The organism is Vineibacter terrae (genome assembly GCF_008039615.1).
Taxonomy (GTDB): domain Bacteria; phylum Pseudomonadota; class Alphaproteobacteria; order Reyranellales; family Reyranellaceae; genus Vineibacter; species Vineibacter terrae.
Map to the genome: position 1 here is coordinate 1 of NZ_VDUZ01000014.1, position 16,292 is coordinate 16,292.

Genomic DNA, 16,292 nt, shown 5'->3' on the forward strand with positions numbered 1-16,292 from the left:
CTTCGCTTTGCCCAGTTCAAATGCGACGTACAGCGTGGCAAACTCCGTCTCAGCGGCGGGGGTGTCAGCGTGTTGCGAAGACTTCATCTCTCTTCCTCCGTAGGCTCGGTCCAAACTCAAAGCCTACTCCTGACCTCTCGTCGCTACATAGAATCTGAGCGCAGCGAAGGATCTTTTAGGCCATCGTTTCGCACGAACGGAACGCATCGGCGCACGGATATCGAGGGTGCTTCCCGTGCGATCCTGCAGCCCAAGAGATCCTTCGCTGCGCTCAGGATGACAGCAAGGTTTGTCCTCCTCCGGTTGCCAGACGATGTCCAGCGTCGCGGTGGCAGCATCGACGACGGCGAAGGTGAGGAACGGTCGGCCGTCGAAGGTCAGCAGCGGCAATTCCCGCAGCCGCGTCGGGGAGTCCGGGATCTTGCCTTCGAGCCTCATCGTGCCCCGATGCGCAATCGTGGATCCTTCCTTCCCGCTGAACGCGACGCTGCCGCGTTGGTTCCGGACCGAGGCGGGGCTATGGTCGCGGTCACGGTCAGACACAATCGAGGAAGCGATGAATCCGAAAATCGTGCTGGTTGCGCCGTCGGATGCCCATGAGCCGGCGCGCACGATGCTGCCGTCCGGCTTCGACCTGCTGATCGAGGCCGCCGGCAGCCCGGCCTATGCCGCAGCGCTGCGCGAGGCCGAGTACCTCGTGGGCTTCGTCGACATGCTGGTGAAGGAGAGCCTCTACCAGGCCGCGCCGCGGCTGCGGCTGATCCAGCTCCTGAGCGCCGGCTACGACCGTGCCGACATCGCCACTGCCCGCCGCGCCGGGGTGCCGATCGCCAACAATGGCGGCGCCAATGCGGTCGCCGTCGCCGAGCATGCGCTGCTGCTGATGCTGGCGGTCTCGCGCCGCCTGATCTGGCAGCACGCCAGCGTGTCGGCCGGACGCTGGCGCGGCAACGCCACGCCGCGCGTCCACGAGCTGCGCAGCCGGACCCTGGGCATCGTCGGCCTGGGCACGATCGGCAAGAAGACCGCGCGGCTCGCCGCCGCGTTCGGCATGCCGGTGCAGTACTACGACATCGCCCGTCTCAGCGAGGACGCCGAGGACGCGCTGGGTGTGCGCTTCCGCCTGCTGCGCGAGCTGCTGCGCACATCCGACATCGTGTCCCTGCACGTGCCGCTCAATCCCTCGACCCAGGGCATGCTGGGCGCGGCCGAGCTGGCGCTGATGAAGCCCGATGCGATCCTGGTCAATACCAGCCGCGGGCCGGTGGTGGACGAGCCGGCGCTGCACCGTGCCCTGTCCGCCGGCGCCATCGCCGGCGCCGGGCTCGACGTCTTTGCCGAGGAGCCGCCGCCCGTCGACAACCCGCTCTTCAAGCTGGACAATGTCGTGCTGAGCGCGCACCTGGCGGGCCCGACCTTCGAGAGCAACATCGCGCGCCTGCGCAACGCCTTCGACAACGTCCAGCGCGTGGCCCGCGGCGAGCCCCCGCTCTGGGTGATCCCGGAGCTCGGCTGACGGGTCATCACCCGTCCCCGTAGCTGCTCCGCCATCCCAGCATTTGTGATTTTAGTCTTCCCCCGGAGGGGTAGGGCAATCGCATACGGTGTAGCGCCGCGCTGCCACCCTTTCTGTCATCCCGAGCGTAGCGAGGGATCTCCTGCGGCAAGGCGCACGGTGCGCTATTCGCGGGAGATCCCTCGCTACGCTCGGGATGACAAGGGGGCCATGTGCGATCGCCCTGCCCCTCCGGGGAAGGATCAAGCCTTGCGCTCCGAGCGTAGCGATGGATCCAGGCGCGAGGTCGACCTTAAAACTGACTTATGGGTCATAGTTCATAAAACTGTTTACGCATCGCTGCTTTGATGCTGTTCTCCCTTCAACGCTAGTCGGAGGGGGTAATGATCAAGACTTGGCGCCGGCCGTTGATGGCCGGCTTTGCGACAGTGGCGTTGGGGCTGATGGCCGCCATGGGCGCGGCGCGGGCGCAGGGGCCGATCCAGCTCAAGCTGCTCGATCGCCTGCCGCCGGATCACTACATCGCGCGCTACGCCACCAACGTCTGGATCGATGAGGTCCAAAGGGCGACCGACGGTGCGGTCGCCATCCAGCGCTATCCCAGCGAGCGGCTGGGCAAGTCGAAGGACATGCTGTCGCTGATCAAGACAGGCGTCACCGACATGGGCGAGATCTTCCCCGGCTACCTGGGCGAGCAGATGGTGCTGTCGACGGTTGCCGAGCTGCCCGGCATGGTCCCCGACGCCTGCGCTGCCTCGCGTGCCTTCCTGGAGCTGGCCAAGGACGGGGCCTTCATCGACAGCAACGAGCTGGTCCCCAACGGGATCAGGATGCTCTATGTCGTCGGCCTGCCGCAATATGAGCTCTTCACGTCGAAGAAGATCGACACGATCCAGAGCCTGACAGGCCTGAAGATCCGCTCCAGCGGCGCCACCATGGATGCCGGTCTGCGCAGCGTCGGCAGCGTGCCCATCCGCATGGGCGCGCCGGAGCTCACGGAATCGTTCGCGCGCGGCACGGTCGACGGCACGGCCTATCCGGTGGCCAGCATCTTCTCCTACGACCTTCAGAAGCTGGTCAGGTACGCCACCGTGAACGGCACGTTCGGCAGCAGCATGACGTTCTACGGCATATCGCGGCGGGTCTGGGACAAGCTGCCGGCGAAGGTCCAGCAGGCCATGATCGAGGCCGGCGCGCGCACGACCGAGCGTGCCTGCGGCCTGATCGATCGCGACAACGAGGAGGCCATGAGCCGCCTGGAGAAGGAGGGAGCCGTGCTGGTGCGCTTCTCCGCTGCCGACATCGCGAAGCTCAAGGCCTTCTACGGGCCGGTCGCCGACGCCTGGGCCGCTGCGCTCGACAAGAAGGGCAAGCCCGGCACGCAGACGCTCACGCGTTTTCGTGAAGCGATCGAGCGCCATCGCGCGTCGCGGTGATTGGACATCGGAGATTCCTCTTCTCCGCGCGAGCGCTACGGTGCGGACACATGTCCTGGCTGTCATCCTGAGCGCAGCGAAGGATCTTTTGGACCGTCGCCTCGCATAGGCAAGGCCCACTGAGGCGCAGTGCGCCGTCAATGGCCCCGTGCGACGGAGCCGCTCAAGAGATCCTTCGCTGCGCTCAGGATGACAGCCAACGCATGTGCCCGGAGAGAGAATAATGACTACCGGATCATAATTCATTTTTATTGCACGAGCCGGCAGGCAGTGCTTATCTGCGGCGTGGCCCGGGTCTGGCAATCGTTGGGGAAGGCCTGTCATGGAATTCGATCTCAAGATCACGGGTGGCACCGTGATCGACGGCACCGGCAATCCGCGCTATGCTGGCGACATCGGCATCCGAGGCGGGCGCATCGTGGCGATCGGGGAGGGCCTGGGCACGGCGCGCGAGACGCTGGATGCCGCCGGCAAGGTCGTTGCGCCGGGCTTCGTCGACATCCACACCCACTACGACGCCCAGATCATGTGGGATCGCATGCTGACGATCTCGCCCTGGCACGGCGTGACGACGGTGGTGCTGGGCAATTGCGGCTTCGGCATCGCGCCGACGCGCAAGGCGCATCGTCCGCTGATCGTGCGGACGCTGGAAAAGGTCGAGGGCATGAGCGTCGCGGCGCTGGAAAGCGGCCTGGGCGAGGATTGGGGCTTCGAGACATTCCCCGAGTATCTCGACCGCATCGAGGCCAGGGGCGTCGCGATCAATGTCGGCGTCCTGCTGGGTCACACGCCGCTGCGGCTCTACGTCATGGGCGAGACGGCGACCGAGCGGCCGGCGGAAGCGGACGAGATCGCGCGCATGCGCGCCCTGGTCAAGGAGGCGCTGCAGTGCGGCGCGCTGGGCTTCGCCACGTCGAAACTGCCCGGCCATGTCGGATTCGAGGGGCGTCCGGTGCCGAGCCGGGCGGCGCCGTTCGACGAGCTGCGCGAGCTCGTGGGCGTCATCCCCGAGGTCGGCCATGGCATGATCCAGACCACGCTGGGACCGTGGCTGCTGCTGGACCAGATCGAGCAGCTTGCCCGCGAGACCGGCGCCCGTATCAGCTGGACGGCCCTGCTGGCCGGCTCCGCCTTCGGCAAGTCCAGCCACCAGGAGCAGCTCGCGCGTTCGCGCGACATGCTGCAGCGCGGCCTGCCGGTGTTCCCGCAGGTGTCGCCGCGGCCGCTGAACTTCGAGTTCCAGTTCCGCGAGCCGCTGATCCTGGAGGGCATGTCGCTGTTCAAGCCCGTGTCGGCGGCCGATTTCGAGGGCAAGCGCCGCATCTACCAGGATCCGGCCTTTCGCGCCGCCTTCCGTGACCGGTTCGACAACGCCTGGCCCGCCCTGGCACAGGCCTTCAACATGATCGTCATCGCCGAGTGCGCCGCCGACCGCAGCGTCGAGGAGCAGCGGCTGGTCGATGTCGCGGCCGCGCGCGGCGTTCATCCGGTGGATCTGGCGCTCGATCTCGCGCTGGCGACCGACCTGGAGGCACGGTTCCGGATGCCGGTGGCCAACCATGACGAGAGCGAGGTGGCGGGCCTGCTGCTCGACCCCGGCATGGTGCTGGGCCTGTCGGACGCCGGCGCCCATGCCAGCCAGCTGTGCGACGCCTGTCAGGCCACCTATCTGCTGGGGCACTGGGTGCGCGAGAAGCAGGCGCTGTCGCTCGAGACCGCCATCCGCATGCTGACGTCGCGGCCGGCCGACGTGTTCGGCATCCGCGACCGCGGGCGCCTCGCCAAGGGCATGGCCGCCGATATCGTCGTCTTCGATCCCGATACCGTGGGCGCCGGCCCGTTGAAGCGCGTGCGCGACCTGCCGGGCGATGCCGAGCGGCTGGTGTCGGAAGCCGAAGGCGTGGACGCGGTCGTCGTCAACGGCGTGGTCCTGCGCCGTGCCGGCCGCGACGTGATCGATGCGCATCAGCCGCTGCCGGGACGGCTGCTCCGGCACGGCCGGGCGGCGTGAGCCCGGCGGTCCAGGGAACCCAGGAGGAAGCAGTGAAAAGATCCTATCTCATCCGGACGGCGGCGATCGCCGGGGCGTGCGGCGTGCTGCTGCCTCTGATGGCCGGCGCGTCGCCGGCGCAGGCGATCGACCTCAAGCTGGCCGATCGGCTGCCGCAGGACCACTACATCGCGCGCTACACGACCAGCTACTTCATCGACGAAGTGCGCAAGGCGACCAACGGCGCCGTGACGATCCAGCGCTACCCCAGCGAGCGGCTGGGCAAGTCGAAGGACATGCTGAACCTCACCAAGGCCGGCGTGGTCGACATGGGCGAGTACGTCCCGGGCTATCTCGGTGACCAGCTGCCGCTGTCGGCCGTCGCCGAGCTGCCGGGCATGGTGCCGACGGCCTGCATGGCCTCGGCGGTGTATCAGGACCTCGCGCGTCCCGGCGCCTTCCTCGACAAGAACGAGCTGGCGCCGGCCGGCATCCGGCTTCTCTACGCCGTCGGCCTGCCCGCCTATCAGCTCTTCACCTCCAAGAAGATCGACGGCCTGGCCAGCCTGAAGGGGCTCAAGATCCGCTCGACCGGCGCGGCGATGGATGCCGGCCTGCGCCAGCTCGGCATCGTGCCGATCCGCATGAGCGCGGCCGAGCTGAACGAATCCTTCTCCCGCGGCACGGTCGACGGCACGTCCTTCCCGGCGGCCAGCATCTACTCCTATGACCTGCAGAAGCAGACCAGGTTCGCCACCAGCGGCCTGAGCTTCGGCAGCAGCATGACCTTCTACGGCATCTCGACCAAGGTGTGGGCCAAGCTGCCGCCGGACGTGCAGAAGGCAATGACCGACGCGGGCGAGCGCACGACGAAGCATGGCTGCGCGCTGATCGACAAGGACGACAAGGAGGCGCTGGCGCGCCTGGAGAAGGACGGCGCGACCTTGGTGACGTTCTCGCCCGCCGACAGCCAGAAGTTCGCCGACCTGCTGAAGCCGGTGGCCGAGGAGTGGGCCCAGGGGGTCGACAAGAAGCGCAAGCCGGGCAGCGAGACCCTGAGCGCCTTCCGCGCCGCGCTGCAGCAGCACCAGTAATTTCTCCTCTCCCCGCGGGAGCGGGGAGAGGAAGGGGCCCATGCCGCAGGCATGGGAAGGTGAGGGCTAGGACCGTTCAGACTCTCCCGCCAAAGATAGGGACTGGACGGCCGTACCCCTCACCCTCCCGCGCTGCGCGGGCCCCTCCCTCTCCCCGCTTTCGCGGGGCGAGGTGTTCGACCAGACCGACACCGCGCATCACCACCGCCATGTCCACATCCGTCACCTACAGCATCCGCGAGATTGGCGGCGTCACGGCCGGCGAGTTCCATCTCACGTCCGCCAGCGGCGTCAACCCGCTCTCCAGCACCGTGGTGCGCGACATCCGCGAGCGGCTGCGGACCCTCGACAACCTCGACCCGCCGCACGTCCTGCTGGTCACCGCCGCCGGCCGCTGCTTCTCGGCCGGCGCCGACCTGAAGGAATTCAAGGACATCACCGAGGCGGGCTTCCGCCAGTACATGGCCGATATCCTGGCCATGTACGCCGAGATGGCGGAAGTGAGGAAGCCGATCATCTCCCTGGTGCAGGCTGACGCGCGCGGCGGCGGCGCGGCGGTGGCGCTGTTCTCCGATTTCGTGATCGCCGCCGATCAGGCGCGCTTCGCCCTGCCTGAATCGCATCGCGGCCTGGCCGGCGGCGGCTATCTCATGCCGCGCCTGATCGGCAAGCAGCGAGCCGCGGAAATGGTGCTGCTCGGGCGCACGTACTCGGCCGAGGACATGCTGCGGTTGGGCCTCGTCAACGAGGTCTGCCCCGCGGCCGAGCTGGAAGCGCGGGTGGCGCGGCTGTGCGCCGAGCTTGGCGCCCTGTCGCCAGGCGCTTTCGTCGTGGCCAAGCGATCGCTGGCGGCCGGCCTGTTCGTCGGCATGCGCGAGGCCATGGCCACGCACGTCGATGCCCAGACCGAGGCGTTCCTGCGCGCCCGCGCCACGGGCCTGCTGTGAGCAAGCGGTGTCGTCCAGCGGAGGAACCTACGCGCGTTGGGGCCGGTCGACGGCGGTCCTGGTGACGGCTGGGACCGTGCCGCTCCAGCGGCGCTCTTCCCTGCGGCTGTACATGAGCGTCGCTGGAGCGACGCGGTCCGACCCGTCACCAGCAACGCTAAACGTTGCTTCAACCACGACAACAAATCGGTAGGGGGAGGAGTTGCTGCACGCTCTGGAGACGGGACTGCGGCGCATCGACTGGGTGCTGGCCCGCATCACGGCCGTCGCCGTTATCGCCGTCATGGTGATCATCGTCTGCGACGTCATCGGCCGCTATGCCTTCTCGCAGCCGATCGCGTGGGTCTACGACCTGGTCTCGATCTACTTCATCAACATGATCCTGTACCTGATGGCGTCGGAGACCCTGCGCACGCGCGGCCACATCGCGCTTGACCTGCACACGCGGCTGCTGCCGCCGCGCGCCTGGAGCCTGCTGCAGGCCGTGGCGTGGCTGGCGGTCACCCTGACGCTGCTGCTGGCCTGCTGGCGCATCGCGCTCGGCACATGGGAGAGCTTCGAGGCGCGCGAGGTCCACCCCGGCCTCTATGAGTGGCCGGTCTGGCTGGAAAAGGGGATCGTGGCCCTGGGCCTGGCGCTGCTGGCCTGCCGCATCGCCGTCCGGTTGGCGCGCTTCTGCTCGTTGGGCGGGGATGCCGAGGTCTTCAGCGCCGATGAATCCGACCGCGAAGGTGCCCGATGAACGAGCTCGCGGTCCTCATCGTCACGGGCCTCCTCTGCCTGCTGCTGGTGCTGCGGGTGCCCGTCTCCTTCTCCATCCTGGTCTCGGCATCGGTCGGCCTGTGGATGGTGGCGGGCAGCGGCGTGCTGATCGGCATCCTCGAGACCACGCCGGTGTCGTCCACGGCCACGTATGAATTCGTGACCGTGCCCATGTTCCTGCTGATGGCCGAGTTCGTGATCGTCAGCGGCATCGCCGACGGCATCTTCCGCGCCGCCGCGGCCTGGGTCGGGCGGCTGCCGGGCGGCCTCGCCATCGCGACCGCGCTGGCCGGCGCCGGCTTCGGCGCGATTTCCGGCTCCAGCACGGCGTCGGCCGCGACCCTGTCGGCAACCTCGGTCCCGGCGATGCTGCGGGAGAAGTACGAGCCCAGGCTGGCCTACGGCGTCGTGGCGATCTCCGGCACGCTGGCGATGCTGATCCCCCCGAGCGTGGCCATGGTGCTCTATGGCCTGATCGCCGACGTCAGCATCGGTGCCCTGTTCGTGGGCGGCGTCGTCCCCGGTCTCGTGGTGGCGCTGACGATCATCCTGACCATCCTCGTCATCGTGTGGCTCGATCCGGCCAAGGCGCCGCGCATCCACAGCTACTCCACCACCGAACGATGGCAGGCGCTGACGGTCGCGGGACCGATGATCCTGCTCTTCGCAGGTGTCACCGGTGTCATCTATTCCGGGATCGCGACACCGACCGAAGCCTCGGCCATCGGCGCATTCGGCGCCTTCCTGATCGCCCTGGTCACGGGCAAGCTCACCCCGCAGAGCGCCGTCGACGCCGCCCTGCGCGCGGGCAAGACCACGTGCATGATCCTCATGGTGATCATGGCCGCGCACGTGCTGGCGTATTTCCTGGTCCTGACCAATGTGACCGAGAACCTGATCGCCTGGGTGGGCAGCCTGGGCTTGCCGCGCTGGTGCATCCTGCTCGTCGTCTACGCGATCTTCCTGATCCTGGGCTGCTTCCTGGACCTGGCCGCGATCCTGGTGCTGACGATTCCCGTCGTCCTGCCGCTGATGAAGTCGCTGGGCTACGACCCGATCTGGTTCGGCATCGTGGTGATCGTGCTGGGCGAGGTGGGGCTGGTGACGCCGCCGGTCGGGCTCAACGTCTTCGTTGTCGCGCGCGCCACCGACCAGCCGGTGGCAGAGGTGTTCCGGGGCGTGGCGCCGCATGTCGTCGCCCACCTCTTCGCGATCGCCATCCTCACGATCTTCCCCGAGCTCGTCCTGTGGCTGCCCAACACGATGAAATGAATCTCCTCTCCCCGCTCTCGCGGGGAGAGGTTGATGCGATCGCCCTGTGATCATGACCCTTGAGGAGCAGCGCATGGCCCAGCGGCCGTTGCACGATGTTGTCGTCCTGGACCTGTCGACACGGCTGCCCGGCCCGCTGGCGACGCTGATGCTGGCGCAGGCCGGCGCGCGCGTGATCAAGGTCGAGCGGCCGCCGGAGGGCGACGAGGTGCGTGCCTTCGCCCCGCGGGTGGACGGCATGTCGGCGCATTTCGTCTGGCTCAACCGCGGCAAGCAGAGCGTCACGCTCGATCTCAAGCGCCGCGAGGACCTTGCCGCCTTCGAGCACCTCGTGGCGCAGGCCGACGTGCTGGTCGAGCAGTTCCGGCCCGGCGTCATGGACCGCCTCGGCCTGGGGCCCGACGCCCTGTGCCGGCGTCACGCCCGCCTCATCTACTGCTCGATCACCGGCTACGGCCGCGATGATCCGCGCTCCCTCGACGCCGCGCACGACCTCAACTACCAGGCCGACGCCGGCCTGGTCGGCGCCGCCCCGCTGCTGGCGGGCGGCACCCCGGCATTGCCACCGGTGCTGCTCGGCGACATCGCGGGCGGCAGCTATCCCGCCTTCATGAGCATCCTGTTGGCGCTGATGCAGCGGCAGCAGACGGACGAGGGGCAGTTCCTCGACATTGCCATGAGCCGCAACATCGAGGTCTTCACGTTCTGGAACGTGATCCAGGGCACGCTGACCGGCGCCTGGCCGGAGCCCGGCGCCGGCCGGCACACCGGCGGCTCGCCGCGATACCAGGTCTACCGCACGGCGGACGACCGGTTCCTGGCCGTAGCCGCCCTGGAGGATCGCTTCTGGCACAATTTCCAGCAGGCGATCGGCTTGACGGTGCGGCCCGACTGGGAACGCCGTGCGCCGCGCGAGGTCATCGCCGCGGTCGCAGCGCGCATCGCGCGGCATGATGCCACCCATTGGCTCGCCGTGATGGCCGGCAAGGATGTCTGCTGCAACCTGGCACCCGACCTCGAGCAGGCGGTGGCTGCCAACGCCGCGCGTCGGGCAGCATCAGGGCGGGGCTCCAAGCCGCTCATCCCGTTGCCGCTGGCGCCGCAGTTCACGAGCGGCCCGGCCAATCTGCCCGCGCCGCCGCTGGGGGCGGGCAATGAGACGCTGGTGCGCGCGCAAACACCGCGAGATCGGGCGGCGAGAATGGTGTAGATCACACTACCGCAAGGGGGCGGATCCGAACGGCCAATCGAGACGAAGCGACGATGAGCGTGATCAGGAAGAAGCCGAGGAAGACACGGGCGGAGCGCGCGTCGGAGAATCGGCAGCGCCTTCTCCAGGCGGCTGCCGAGGTGGTCGGGTTTCACGGCTATTCCGAAGCGTCGGTCGCGCGCATCGTCGAGCGTGCCGGCCTCGCCCAGGGCACGTTCTATCTGTATTTCGAGTCGCGCCAGGATCTGTTCGATCAGCTGCTGCCCGAGGTCGGCGGCCAGGCGCTGGCCTATATCCGCGAGCAGGTCAGCAACGCACCGGACTTCCTGACCATGGAGGAACGGGGCATGCGTGCGTTCTTCGCCTACGTGCTCGAGAACCCGGCCTATTTCCGGATCCTCAGCGAGGCCGAGGTGGCCGCGCCGGTCGCCTACAAGAAATACACCGAAGACCGGACCGGCCGCTTCCTCGACTCCATCACGCATGCCTGGCGGCGCGGCGAGGTCAAGGGCTACAGCGAGCGCGAGCTGGCGGTGCTGACGCAGGTGATGCTGGCGGCGCGCACATACCTCTATCACGAGTACGCCAAGGCGCCGAAGCATCCCAAGGCCGTGCCCGAATGGGTGATCGCCACCTACATGAAGTTCATCCGCCGCGGCATCGGCGCCGCCGACGCGGCGGATGACGGAGTCGATACGCGCCGCGGCCGTTCACGCAGCGCTCGGTAGAGGCCGTTCTTCATTCGGACCGCGCGCGTCCACGCGCGCATCGGCGCGTCAGCGCCGACAGTTCTTTCGCTCTGCGCTTCGCTTCGAGCGAAGGCGGGCGTGGACGCCCGCGATCCGAAAAAGACTCAGATCGGCGAGATTGCGCGGTGGCGCGGATAGCCGCGCGCCGGGCGGCGCGCCGGGGCGTCGGCCAGGGTGCGGATCAGCACCGGCCGCGTGTCACGCGGGTCGATGACGTCGTCGATGTGGAAGTGCGCCGCGGCGCGCAGCGGGCCGAGGTTGCGGCGGATGCCGTCGATCAGCGCCTGCCGCCGGGCCGCCGGGTCAGGGGCGTTGGCGTAGTCGCTGCGATAGGCGACATCGACCGAGCCTTCGACCGACATGGCGCAGATCTCGGCGCTGGGCCAGATGAAGGATCCTTCCGCGCCGAAGCTCGGCTGGCCGCCGTTCATCATGATGAAGGCGCCGCCGTAGCCGCGCCGCAGCACCACGCTCAGCCGCGGCACGGTCGCGCAGCCCAGCTCGAAGAGCATGCGGCCGCTGCGCCGTCCCAGGCCGGCGCGCTCGGCGGCCGAGCCGATGGCGTTGCCCGGCACGTCGATCAGATAGATCAGCGGCAGGCCGAAAGCATCGCAGACGGCGATGAAATGCGCCGCCTTCTCGCTCGCCGGCACGTCGATCATGCCCGCCGCCACCAGCGGCTGGTTGGCGATGAACCCGACCGGGCGCCCGGCCAGGCGTGCGAAGCAGACCACGATGTTGCGCGCGAAGGTCGGCCGGATCTCGAACACGCTGCCCTTGTCGGCGATGGCGGCGATGATGCGCCGCATGTCGTAGCCCTTGCGCAGGTTGGTGGGCACGCTGTCGAGCAGCCATTCCTCGCGCCGGCCTTCGGGATCGTCGCAGGCCGCGAAGGGCACGCTCTGTCCAGCGTTGGACGGCAGGTAGGAGAGATAGGTCCGCACCGAGGCCAGGCAGGCGTCCTCGTCCGGCGTGGCCAGGTGCGCGATGCCCGACGTGTCGACATGCATGCTGGCGCCGCCCAGCGCCTCCATGCCGATATCCTCGCCGATGCCTGCCTTGACCAGCGCCGGACCGGCCATGCCCATGGCGCTCTGGTCGCGGACCATGACCACGAAATCGGCCATCGCCGAGTAGTTGGTCGGGCCGGCGAAAGCGGGGCCCATGACGGCCGACACGACCGGCACCCAGCCTGACAGCTGCGCGAACAGGTCGAAGACCGGCGTGCCCTGCGAGAAGGTGCGCGCGTCCTGGCCGTCCTGGATGCGATGCCCGCCACCGTCGTGCAGCATGATGAAGGGCATGCCAGTGTCGCCGGCCCGCCGCATGGCCCGCAGCATCTTCTGGCGGCCGACCTGGCCGATGCTGCCGCCCAGCGCGGTGTAGTCGGAGGCGACGATGGTGACCGGGCGGCCGTCGATGCGCCCGGTCCCGGTCACGATCCCGTCGGCCGGCGCCTTGAGGTCCGGGCCACCGTCGCCTTCGCGCATCGGCTGAACCAGGCCGCCGACCTCGCGGAAGCTCTCGGCATCGCACAGGCGCGCGATGCGCTCGCGGGCCGTCAGCTTGCCGCGCTTGCGCTGGCGCGCCACGGCATCGGGGCGCTTGCCGTCCAGCACGTCGGCGCGCGCTGCCTGGACCGTCTCGAGCAGCGCCTGCATCGCCGGCGCCTCGCGCATGACCGTCATGGCGTCTTCTTGGCCCCGGCGCCGAGCGCGCCGGCCTGCGTCAGCGCGGCGATGCGCGTGGCGTCGTAGCCCAGGACCCGTGCCAGCACGTCATGGGTCTGCGCGCCGAGCAGGGGCGCCGCGACAGGGGCCGCGATGGGCGTCTCGGAGAAGCGTATCGGCAGGCCGACATTGGGCACGCTGCCCAGCGTCGGGTGCGCGATGCTGCTCAGCAGGCCGTGCTGGCGCACCTCCGATGAGTCCAGCGCCTCGCCCACGGTGCGGATGGCGCCGGCCGGCACGCCCGCCGCGTGCATCCTCGCCAGCCAGGTCTCGCGCTTGTCGGCGCGCAGCAGGGCGGTGATCAGCGCCAGCAACGGCTGGCGGTTGTCGCGACGGTCCCGGCTGGTGGCATAGTCCGGGTGGTCGGCCAGGTCGGCGCGGTCCAGGACGGTCATCAGGCGCCGGAACGTGCGGTCGTTGGCGCAGGCGAGATAGATCGGCCCGTCCATGGTCTCGAACGCACCGACAGGACAAGCCGTTGTCTGCGTGTTGCCGAACCGCGTCGGGCTGGTGCCCGTCATCAGGTAGGCCATGTGGAAGTTGCCCAGCATGTTGACCGCGGTCTCGATCAGCGTGGTCTCGATGAGCTGCCCCTTGCCCGTGCGCTGGCGCGCCATCAGGGCCGCCAGGATGGCGTTGGCCGACATCATGGCCGTGGACATGTCCATGATCGACGGGCCGGCGCGCACGCCTTCCTGGTCGGGGAAGCCGTTCATCGACATGAAGCCGCTCTCGGCCTGCGCGATCGGGTCGAAGCCGATGCGCTCCGCGTAGGGTCCGCTGCGGCCATAGGCCGAGATCGAGCAGTAGACGACATCGGGCTTGCGCCGCGACACCGTGGCGTAGTTCAGGCCCAGGCGTTCCATCACGCCGGTCGAGAAGTTCTCGACCACGACGTCGGCCTTCTCGATCAGCGCCAGGGCTACGTCGCGGCCGGCCGCGGTCTTGAGGTCGAGCGCCACGCTCGCCTTGTTGCGGTTGGTCCAGAGATAGGGTGCGCCCTCGCCGCCGACGACCGGCGGGTACTGCCGGAAGGCGTCGCCCTCGCCGGCGCTCTCGATCTTGATCACCTCGGCGCCGAAATCGGCCAGGATCATCGTGCAGTACGGGCCGGCGATGAAATGGGTGAAGTCGACCACCCTGATGTCCATCAGCGGCGTCTGGGCGCCCTCGGGCCGCTGCCGGGGCGGCGGCAGGTGGGGACGGTCCGATCTCTGATCCATGGCCCTGCTCGTTGCTGCGTGTCGCCGCAAAGCTACCACGCGACGACCACGCATCAACAAAAATGAATTATGATCCAACAGTCATATATTTACCTCTCCCGCTTGCGGGAGAGGTCGACGCGCGCGCAGCGCGCGGCGGGTGAGGGACCAAGGACGAAGCGCCTCGTCCGTAGCCCCTCACCTTCCCATCGTGCTGCGCACGATGGGCCCCTTCCTCTCCCGCATGCGGGAGAGGAGAGCCAGCAACCGACAGTCATTTTCACCTCTCCCGCGAGCGGGTGAGGGCCCAAGGACGAGGCGCCTCGTCCGTAGCCCCTCTGGCGTCGCACGAGACGCTCGGCGCGGGTGGCCTTCCGCTCCATCAGTCGAGCGTGATGTCCGTGCTGACGATGATGTGGCGCAGCAGCCTGGTCTGCTCGGCCATGAAGTCGGCGAACTGGCTCCTGCTGCTGGCAAGAGGACGCAGGAAGCGGTCCTGGGCCCATTTCTGAAAGGGTTCCGATCGGACGACGCTCTCCAGGTCCTTGCTCATGACGTCGGCCTTGGCCTCCGGTATCTGGCCTGCAGCCAGGAGGCCGAACCACGACGAATAGTCAAAGTCCGGCAGGCCTGCTTCTGCCGTGGTCGGCACGTCCTCCAGGCCGGGGAGGTGGGACGTCGCCGTGAGCGCGAGCGCGCGGAGCTTGCCGGAGTTGATATGGTCGGTCACGCCGAGCGGGGCCGCGAAGTAGCCATCGATGCGGTTGGCGAGCAGGTCGGGAACGAGCTGCGACAGTCCCTTGTACGGAATATGCGTTATCGAGACGCCGGCGCGTTCCTTGAACAGCTCCAGGACCAGGTGGGACGGCGCGCCATTGCCCTGCGAGCCGAAGCTCAGCTTCCCCGGATGTGCCTTCGCGTACGCGATCAGCCCGCGAAGATCGCTGAACGGAGCGGACCCATTCACGAGGATCAGCAGCGGCGTGTCCGCGATCAGGCCGATCGGCGTGAAGTCGGCGACCGGGTCGTACGGCAGGTTCTTGAACAGGCTCGCATTGGCGGCATGGGTGCCGGCGTAGCCGAAGAACAGCGTGCGGCCGTCAGGTGGCGCGCCCTTCGCATACGCGGCCCCGATGATGCCCGAGCCACCGCCGCGGTTCTCCACGACGATCGGAGCGTTCCAGATCTCGCGCAGGCCGTCGGCCACCTTGCGACCGACCGCGTCGGTCACGCCGCCCGCCGGAAAGGGAATCACCAGCCTCAATGGTTCGCTCGCCGTGCTCGCGCGCATCGGCAGGGCGGCAGCCGCGGCCGCGCACGCGGCCATCGAAATGAATCTTCGTCGTGACATGTCCATCCTGCCGTCTCGATCGTGGCGCGCTACTCGCCGATGATGCTCTTGCCGAACGGTTCGTCGCGGGCCCGGAATGCGGCGCCAAGCCCCTCGTCGGCAAAGCGCCGAAGGAATTCGCGATTGGACTGTGCCAGATGCCCGCGCACGTCCGTCTCGGCCGCGAGGCGCTGGAGCATGCGGCTTCCCATCAGCTCCATCGCGATGTTAACGGTCCGCTTGTTGCAGGCGAGGATGTCGGCATCGATCAGCGCCATCCGCGACGCGAGACGCGCCACCTCCTCGTCGAGCTGCGCGGGTGCGACCGCGGCGAGGACGAGGCCGATGCGCGCGGCCTCGCGCCCGAGGATGAGATCTCCGGTCAGCAGCAGTCGCTTCGCCCATTGTGGCCCGACGAGGTAGGTCCACATGTGGCAGGGCGGCGAGCCCTGCGCACGCACGGCCGGGAAGCCGATCCGCGCGTCGTCCGCCGCGATGATAATGTCGGCCATCAGCGCGAGATCGGTGCCGCCGTTGACGCAATGCCCGTGGATCTTCGCGATCACCGGCTTGTGGATGTCGCACATCGTCAGTATGTCCGCCTGGTTGCGCTCGATGCGCCAGACGTCGTCGTCGATGGTGCCGACCGGCGCCCGGTACAGCGCCGGGTCGTGGTCGAAGCCATCCGCTTGGCGCGCGCCCTCGCGCATCTCGTAGTTCTGGAGCATGTCGTAGCCGGAGCAGAAGTCGGGGCCTGCGCCTTGCAGCACGACGCAGCGCACGGCCTTGCGGTCGTCCGCTTCCATGAGCGCCTGTCGCAGCTCGGCGAGCATCGGTCGGGTCAGCGCATTGCGCTTCTGCGGCCGGTTGAGCGTGATCGTCGCGATGCCGTCGCTGATCTCGAAAATGATCGATTCGGTCGATCGAAGCCACTTGTGCATGTCGCTGTCCTGCGTGTTGCTGATTTCTGCCCATGCTGCGTGCATCGGCGGCCCGGATGTCTGCGTCATTGCAGACGAGGGGGCCGATAGCGCCACGACCGCATCCTGCATCC

The 16,292-nt window shown here is 68.3% G+C and carries 14 protein-coding genes; 9 read left to right on the forward strand and 5 right to left on the reverse strand.

Annotation, left to right across the window (positions count from 1 at the left end):
* Positions 1–123 precede the first annotated feature (123 nt).
* The gene (locus FHP25_RS40795) at positions 124–438 is read right to left on the reverse strand and encodes a hypothetical protein (RefSeq protein WP_178133526.1); all 315 of its coding nucleotides are present in this window, start codon (positions 436–438) and stop codon (positions 124–126) included.
* Positions 439–556: 118 nt separating this feature from the next.
* Here FHP25_RS40795 and FHP25_RS13985 point away from each other — a divergent pair, with 118 nt between their 5' ends.
* The 9 genes from FHP25_RS13985 to FHP25_RS14025 all read left to right on the forward strand — a co-directional run bounded on the left by FHP25_RS13985 (position 557) and on the right by FHP25_RS14025 (position 10,955).
* Positions 557–1,516, forward strand: a complete 960-nt coding sequence (locus FHP25_RS13985) for a 2-hydroxyacid dehydrogenase (protein ID WP_178133527.1) — start codon at positions 557–559, stop codon at positions 1,514–1,516.
* Positions 1,517–1,899: 383 nt separating this feature from the next.
* Positions 1,900–2,952: a TRAP transporter substrate-binding protein gene (locus FHP25_RS13990; protein WP_147847559.1), complete on the forward strand. Its 1,053-nt coding sequence runs from the start codon at positions 1,900–1,902 to the stop codon at positions 2,950–2,952.
* Positions 2,953–3,274: 322 nt separating this feature from the next.
* The gene (locus FHP25_RS13995) at positions 3,275–4,963 is read left to right on the forward strand and encodes an N-acyl-D-amino-acid deacylase family protein (protein ID WP_147847560.1); all 1,689 of its coding nucleotides are present in this window, start codon (positions 3,275–3,277) and stop codon (positions 4,961–4,963) included.
* A 32-nt stretch (positions 4,964–4,995) separates the two neighbouring features.
* A complete protein-coding gene (locus FHP25_RS14000; protein WP_147847561.1) occupies positions 4,996–6,036 on the forward strand; it encodes a TRAP transporter substrate-binding protein in 1,041 nt (346 codons plus the stop codon).
* A 209-nt stretch (positions 6,037–6,245) separates the two neighbouring features.
* On the forward strand, positions 6,246–6,983 hold the full coding sequence (locus tag FHP25_RS14005) for an enoyl-CoA hydratase/isomerase family protein (RefSeq protein WP_147847562.1): 738 nt from the start codon (positions 6,246–6,248) through the stop codon (positions 6,981–6,983).
* Positions 6,984–7,185: 202 nt separating this feature from the next.
* The gene (locus tag FHP25_RS14010; protein ID WP_147847563.1) at positions 7,186–7,725 is read left to right on the forward strand and encodes a TRAP transporter small permease; all 540 of its coding nucleotides are present in this window, start codon (positions 7,186–7,188) and stop codon (positions 7,723–7,725) included.
* A complete protein-coding gene (locus tag FHP25_RS14015) occupies positions 7,722–9,017 on the forward strand; it encodes a TRAP transporter large permease (RefSeq protein ID WP_147847564.1) in 1,296 nt (431 codons plus the stop codon). Before FHP25_RS14010 ends, FHP25_RS14015 begins: the two co-directional genes overlap by 4 nt.
* Before the next feature lie 73 nt (positions 9,018–9,090).
* Entirely contained in the window at positions 9,091–10,227 is a 1,137-nt protein-coding gene (locus FHP25_RS14020) for a CaiB/BaiF CoA transferase family protein (protein WP_178133528.1), read from the forward strand.
* 53 nt (positions 10,228–10,280) lie between these two features.
* The gene (locus tag FHP25_RS14025) at positions 10,281–10,955 is read left to right on the forward strand and encodes a TetR/AcrR family transcriptional regulator (RefSeq protein WP_147847566.1); all 675 of its coding nucleotides are present in this window, start codon (positions 10,281–10,283) and stop codon (positions 10,953–10,955) included.
* A gap of 125 nt (positions 10,956–11,080) precedes the next feature.
* Here the strand turns inward: FHP25_RS14025 and FHP25_RS14030 are convergent, their stop codons facing one another.
* From FHP25_RS14030 to FHP25_RS14045, 4 genes are all read right to left on the reverse strand, one after another.
* Complete coding sequence (locus tag FHP25_RS14030) at positions 11,081–12,664, reverse strand: acyl-CoA carboxylase subunit beta (protein ID WP_147847567.1); 1,584 nt, start codon at positions 12,662–12,664, stop codon at positions 11,081–11,083.
* Positions 12,661–13,929: a CaiB/BaiF CoA transferase family protein gene (locus FHP25_RS14035; RefSeq protein ID WP_147847568.1), complete on the reverse strand. Its 1,269-nt coding sequence runs from the start codon at positions 13,927–13,929 to the stop codon at positions 12,661–12,663. The genes FHP25_RS14030 and FHP25_RS14035 overlap by 4 nt, the downstream gene beginning before the upstream one ends.
* A 361-nt stretch (positions 13,930–14,290) precedes the next feature.
* Positions 14,291–15,265, reverse strand: coding sequence for a Bug family tripartite tricarboxylate transporter substrate binding protein (locus FHP25_RS14040; protein WP_147847569.1), 975 nt, complete (start codon positions 15,263–15,265; stop codon positions 14,291–14,293).
* 23 nt (positions 15,266–15,288) lie between these two features.
* A complete protein-coding gene (locus FHP25_RS14045; RefSeq protein ID WP_231712321.1) occupies positions 15,289–16,275 on the reverse strand; it encodes a crotonase/enoyl-CoA hydratase family protein in 987 nt (328 codons plus the stop codon).
* Positions 16,276–16,292 lie beyond the last annotated feature (17 nt).

Excerpts from the sequence above, each read along its gene's own strand:
- FHP25_RS40795 (WP_178133526.1), bottom strand. The coding sequence starts at position 438 with ATGAGGCTCGAAGGCAAGATCCCGGACTCCCCGACGCGGCTGCGGGAA.
- FHP25_RS13985 (WP_178133527.1), top strand. The coding sequence starts at position 557 with ATGAATCCGAAAATCGTGCTGGTTGCGCCGTCGGATGCCCATGAGCCG.
- FHP25_RS13990 (WP_147847559.1), top strand. The coding sequence starts at position 1,900 with ATGATCAAGACTTGGCGCCGGCCGTTGATGGCCGGCTTTGCGACAGTG.
- FHP25_RS13995 (WP_147847560.1), top strand. The coding sequence starts at position 3,275 with ATGGAATTCGATCTCAAGATCACGGGTGGCACCGTGATCGACGGCACC.
- FHP25_RS14005 (WP_147847562.1), top strand. The coding sequence starts at position 6,246 with ATGTCCACATCCGTCACCTACAGCATCCGCGAGATTGGCGGCGTCACG.
- FHP25_RS14015 (WP_147847564.1), top strand. The coding sequence starts at position 7,722 with ATGAACGAGCTCGCGGTCCTCATCGTCACGGGCCTCCTCTGCCTGCTG.
- FHP25_RS14020 (WP_178133528.1), top strand. The coding sequence starts at position 9,091 with ATGGCCCAGCGGCCGTTGCACGATGTTGTCGTCCTGGACCTGTCGACA.
- FHP25_RS14025 (WP_147847566.1), top strand. The coding sequence starts at position 10,281 with ATGAGCGTGATCAGGAAGAAGCCGAGGAAGACACGGGCGGAGCGCGCG.
- FHP25_RS14030 (WP_147847567.1), bottom strand. The coding sequence starts at position 12,664 with ATGACGGTCATGCGCGAGGCGCCGGCGATGCAGGCGCTGCTCGAGACG.
- FHP25_RS14035 (WP_147847568.1), bottom strand. The coding sequence starts at position 13,929 with ATGGATCAGAGATCGGACCGTCCCCACCTGCCGCCGCCCCGGCAGCGG.
- FHP25_RS14040 (WP_147847569.1), bottom strand. The coding sequence starts at position 15,265 with ATGGACATGTCACGACGAAGATTCATTTCGATGGCCGCGTGCGCGGCC.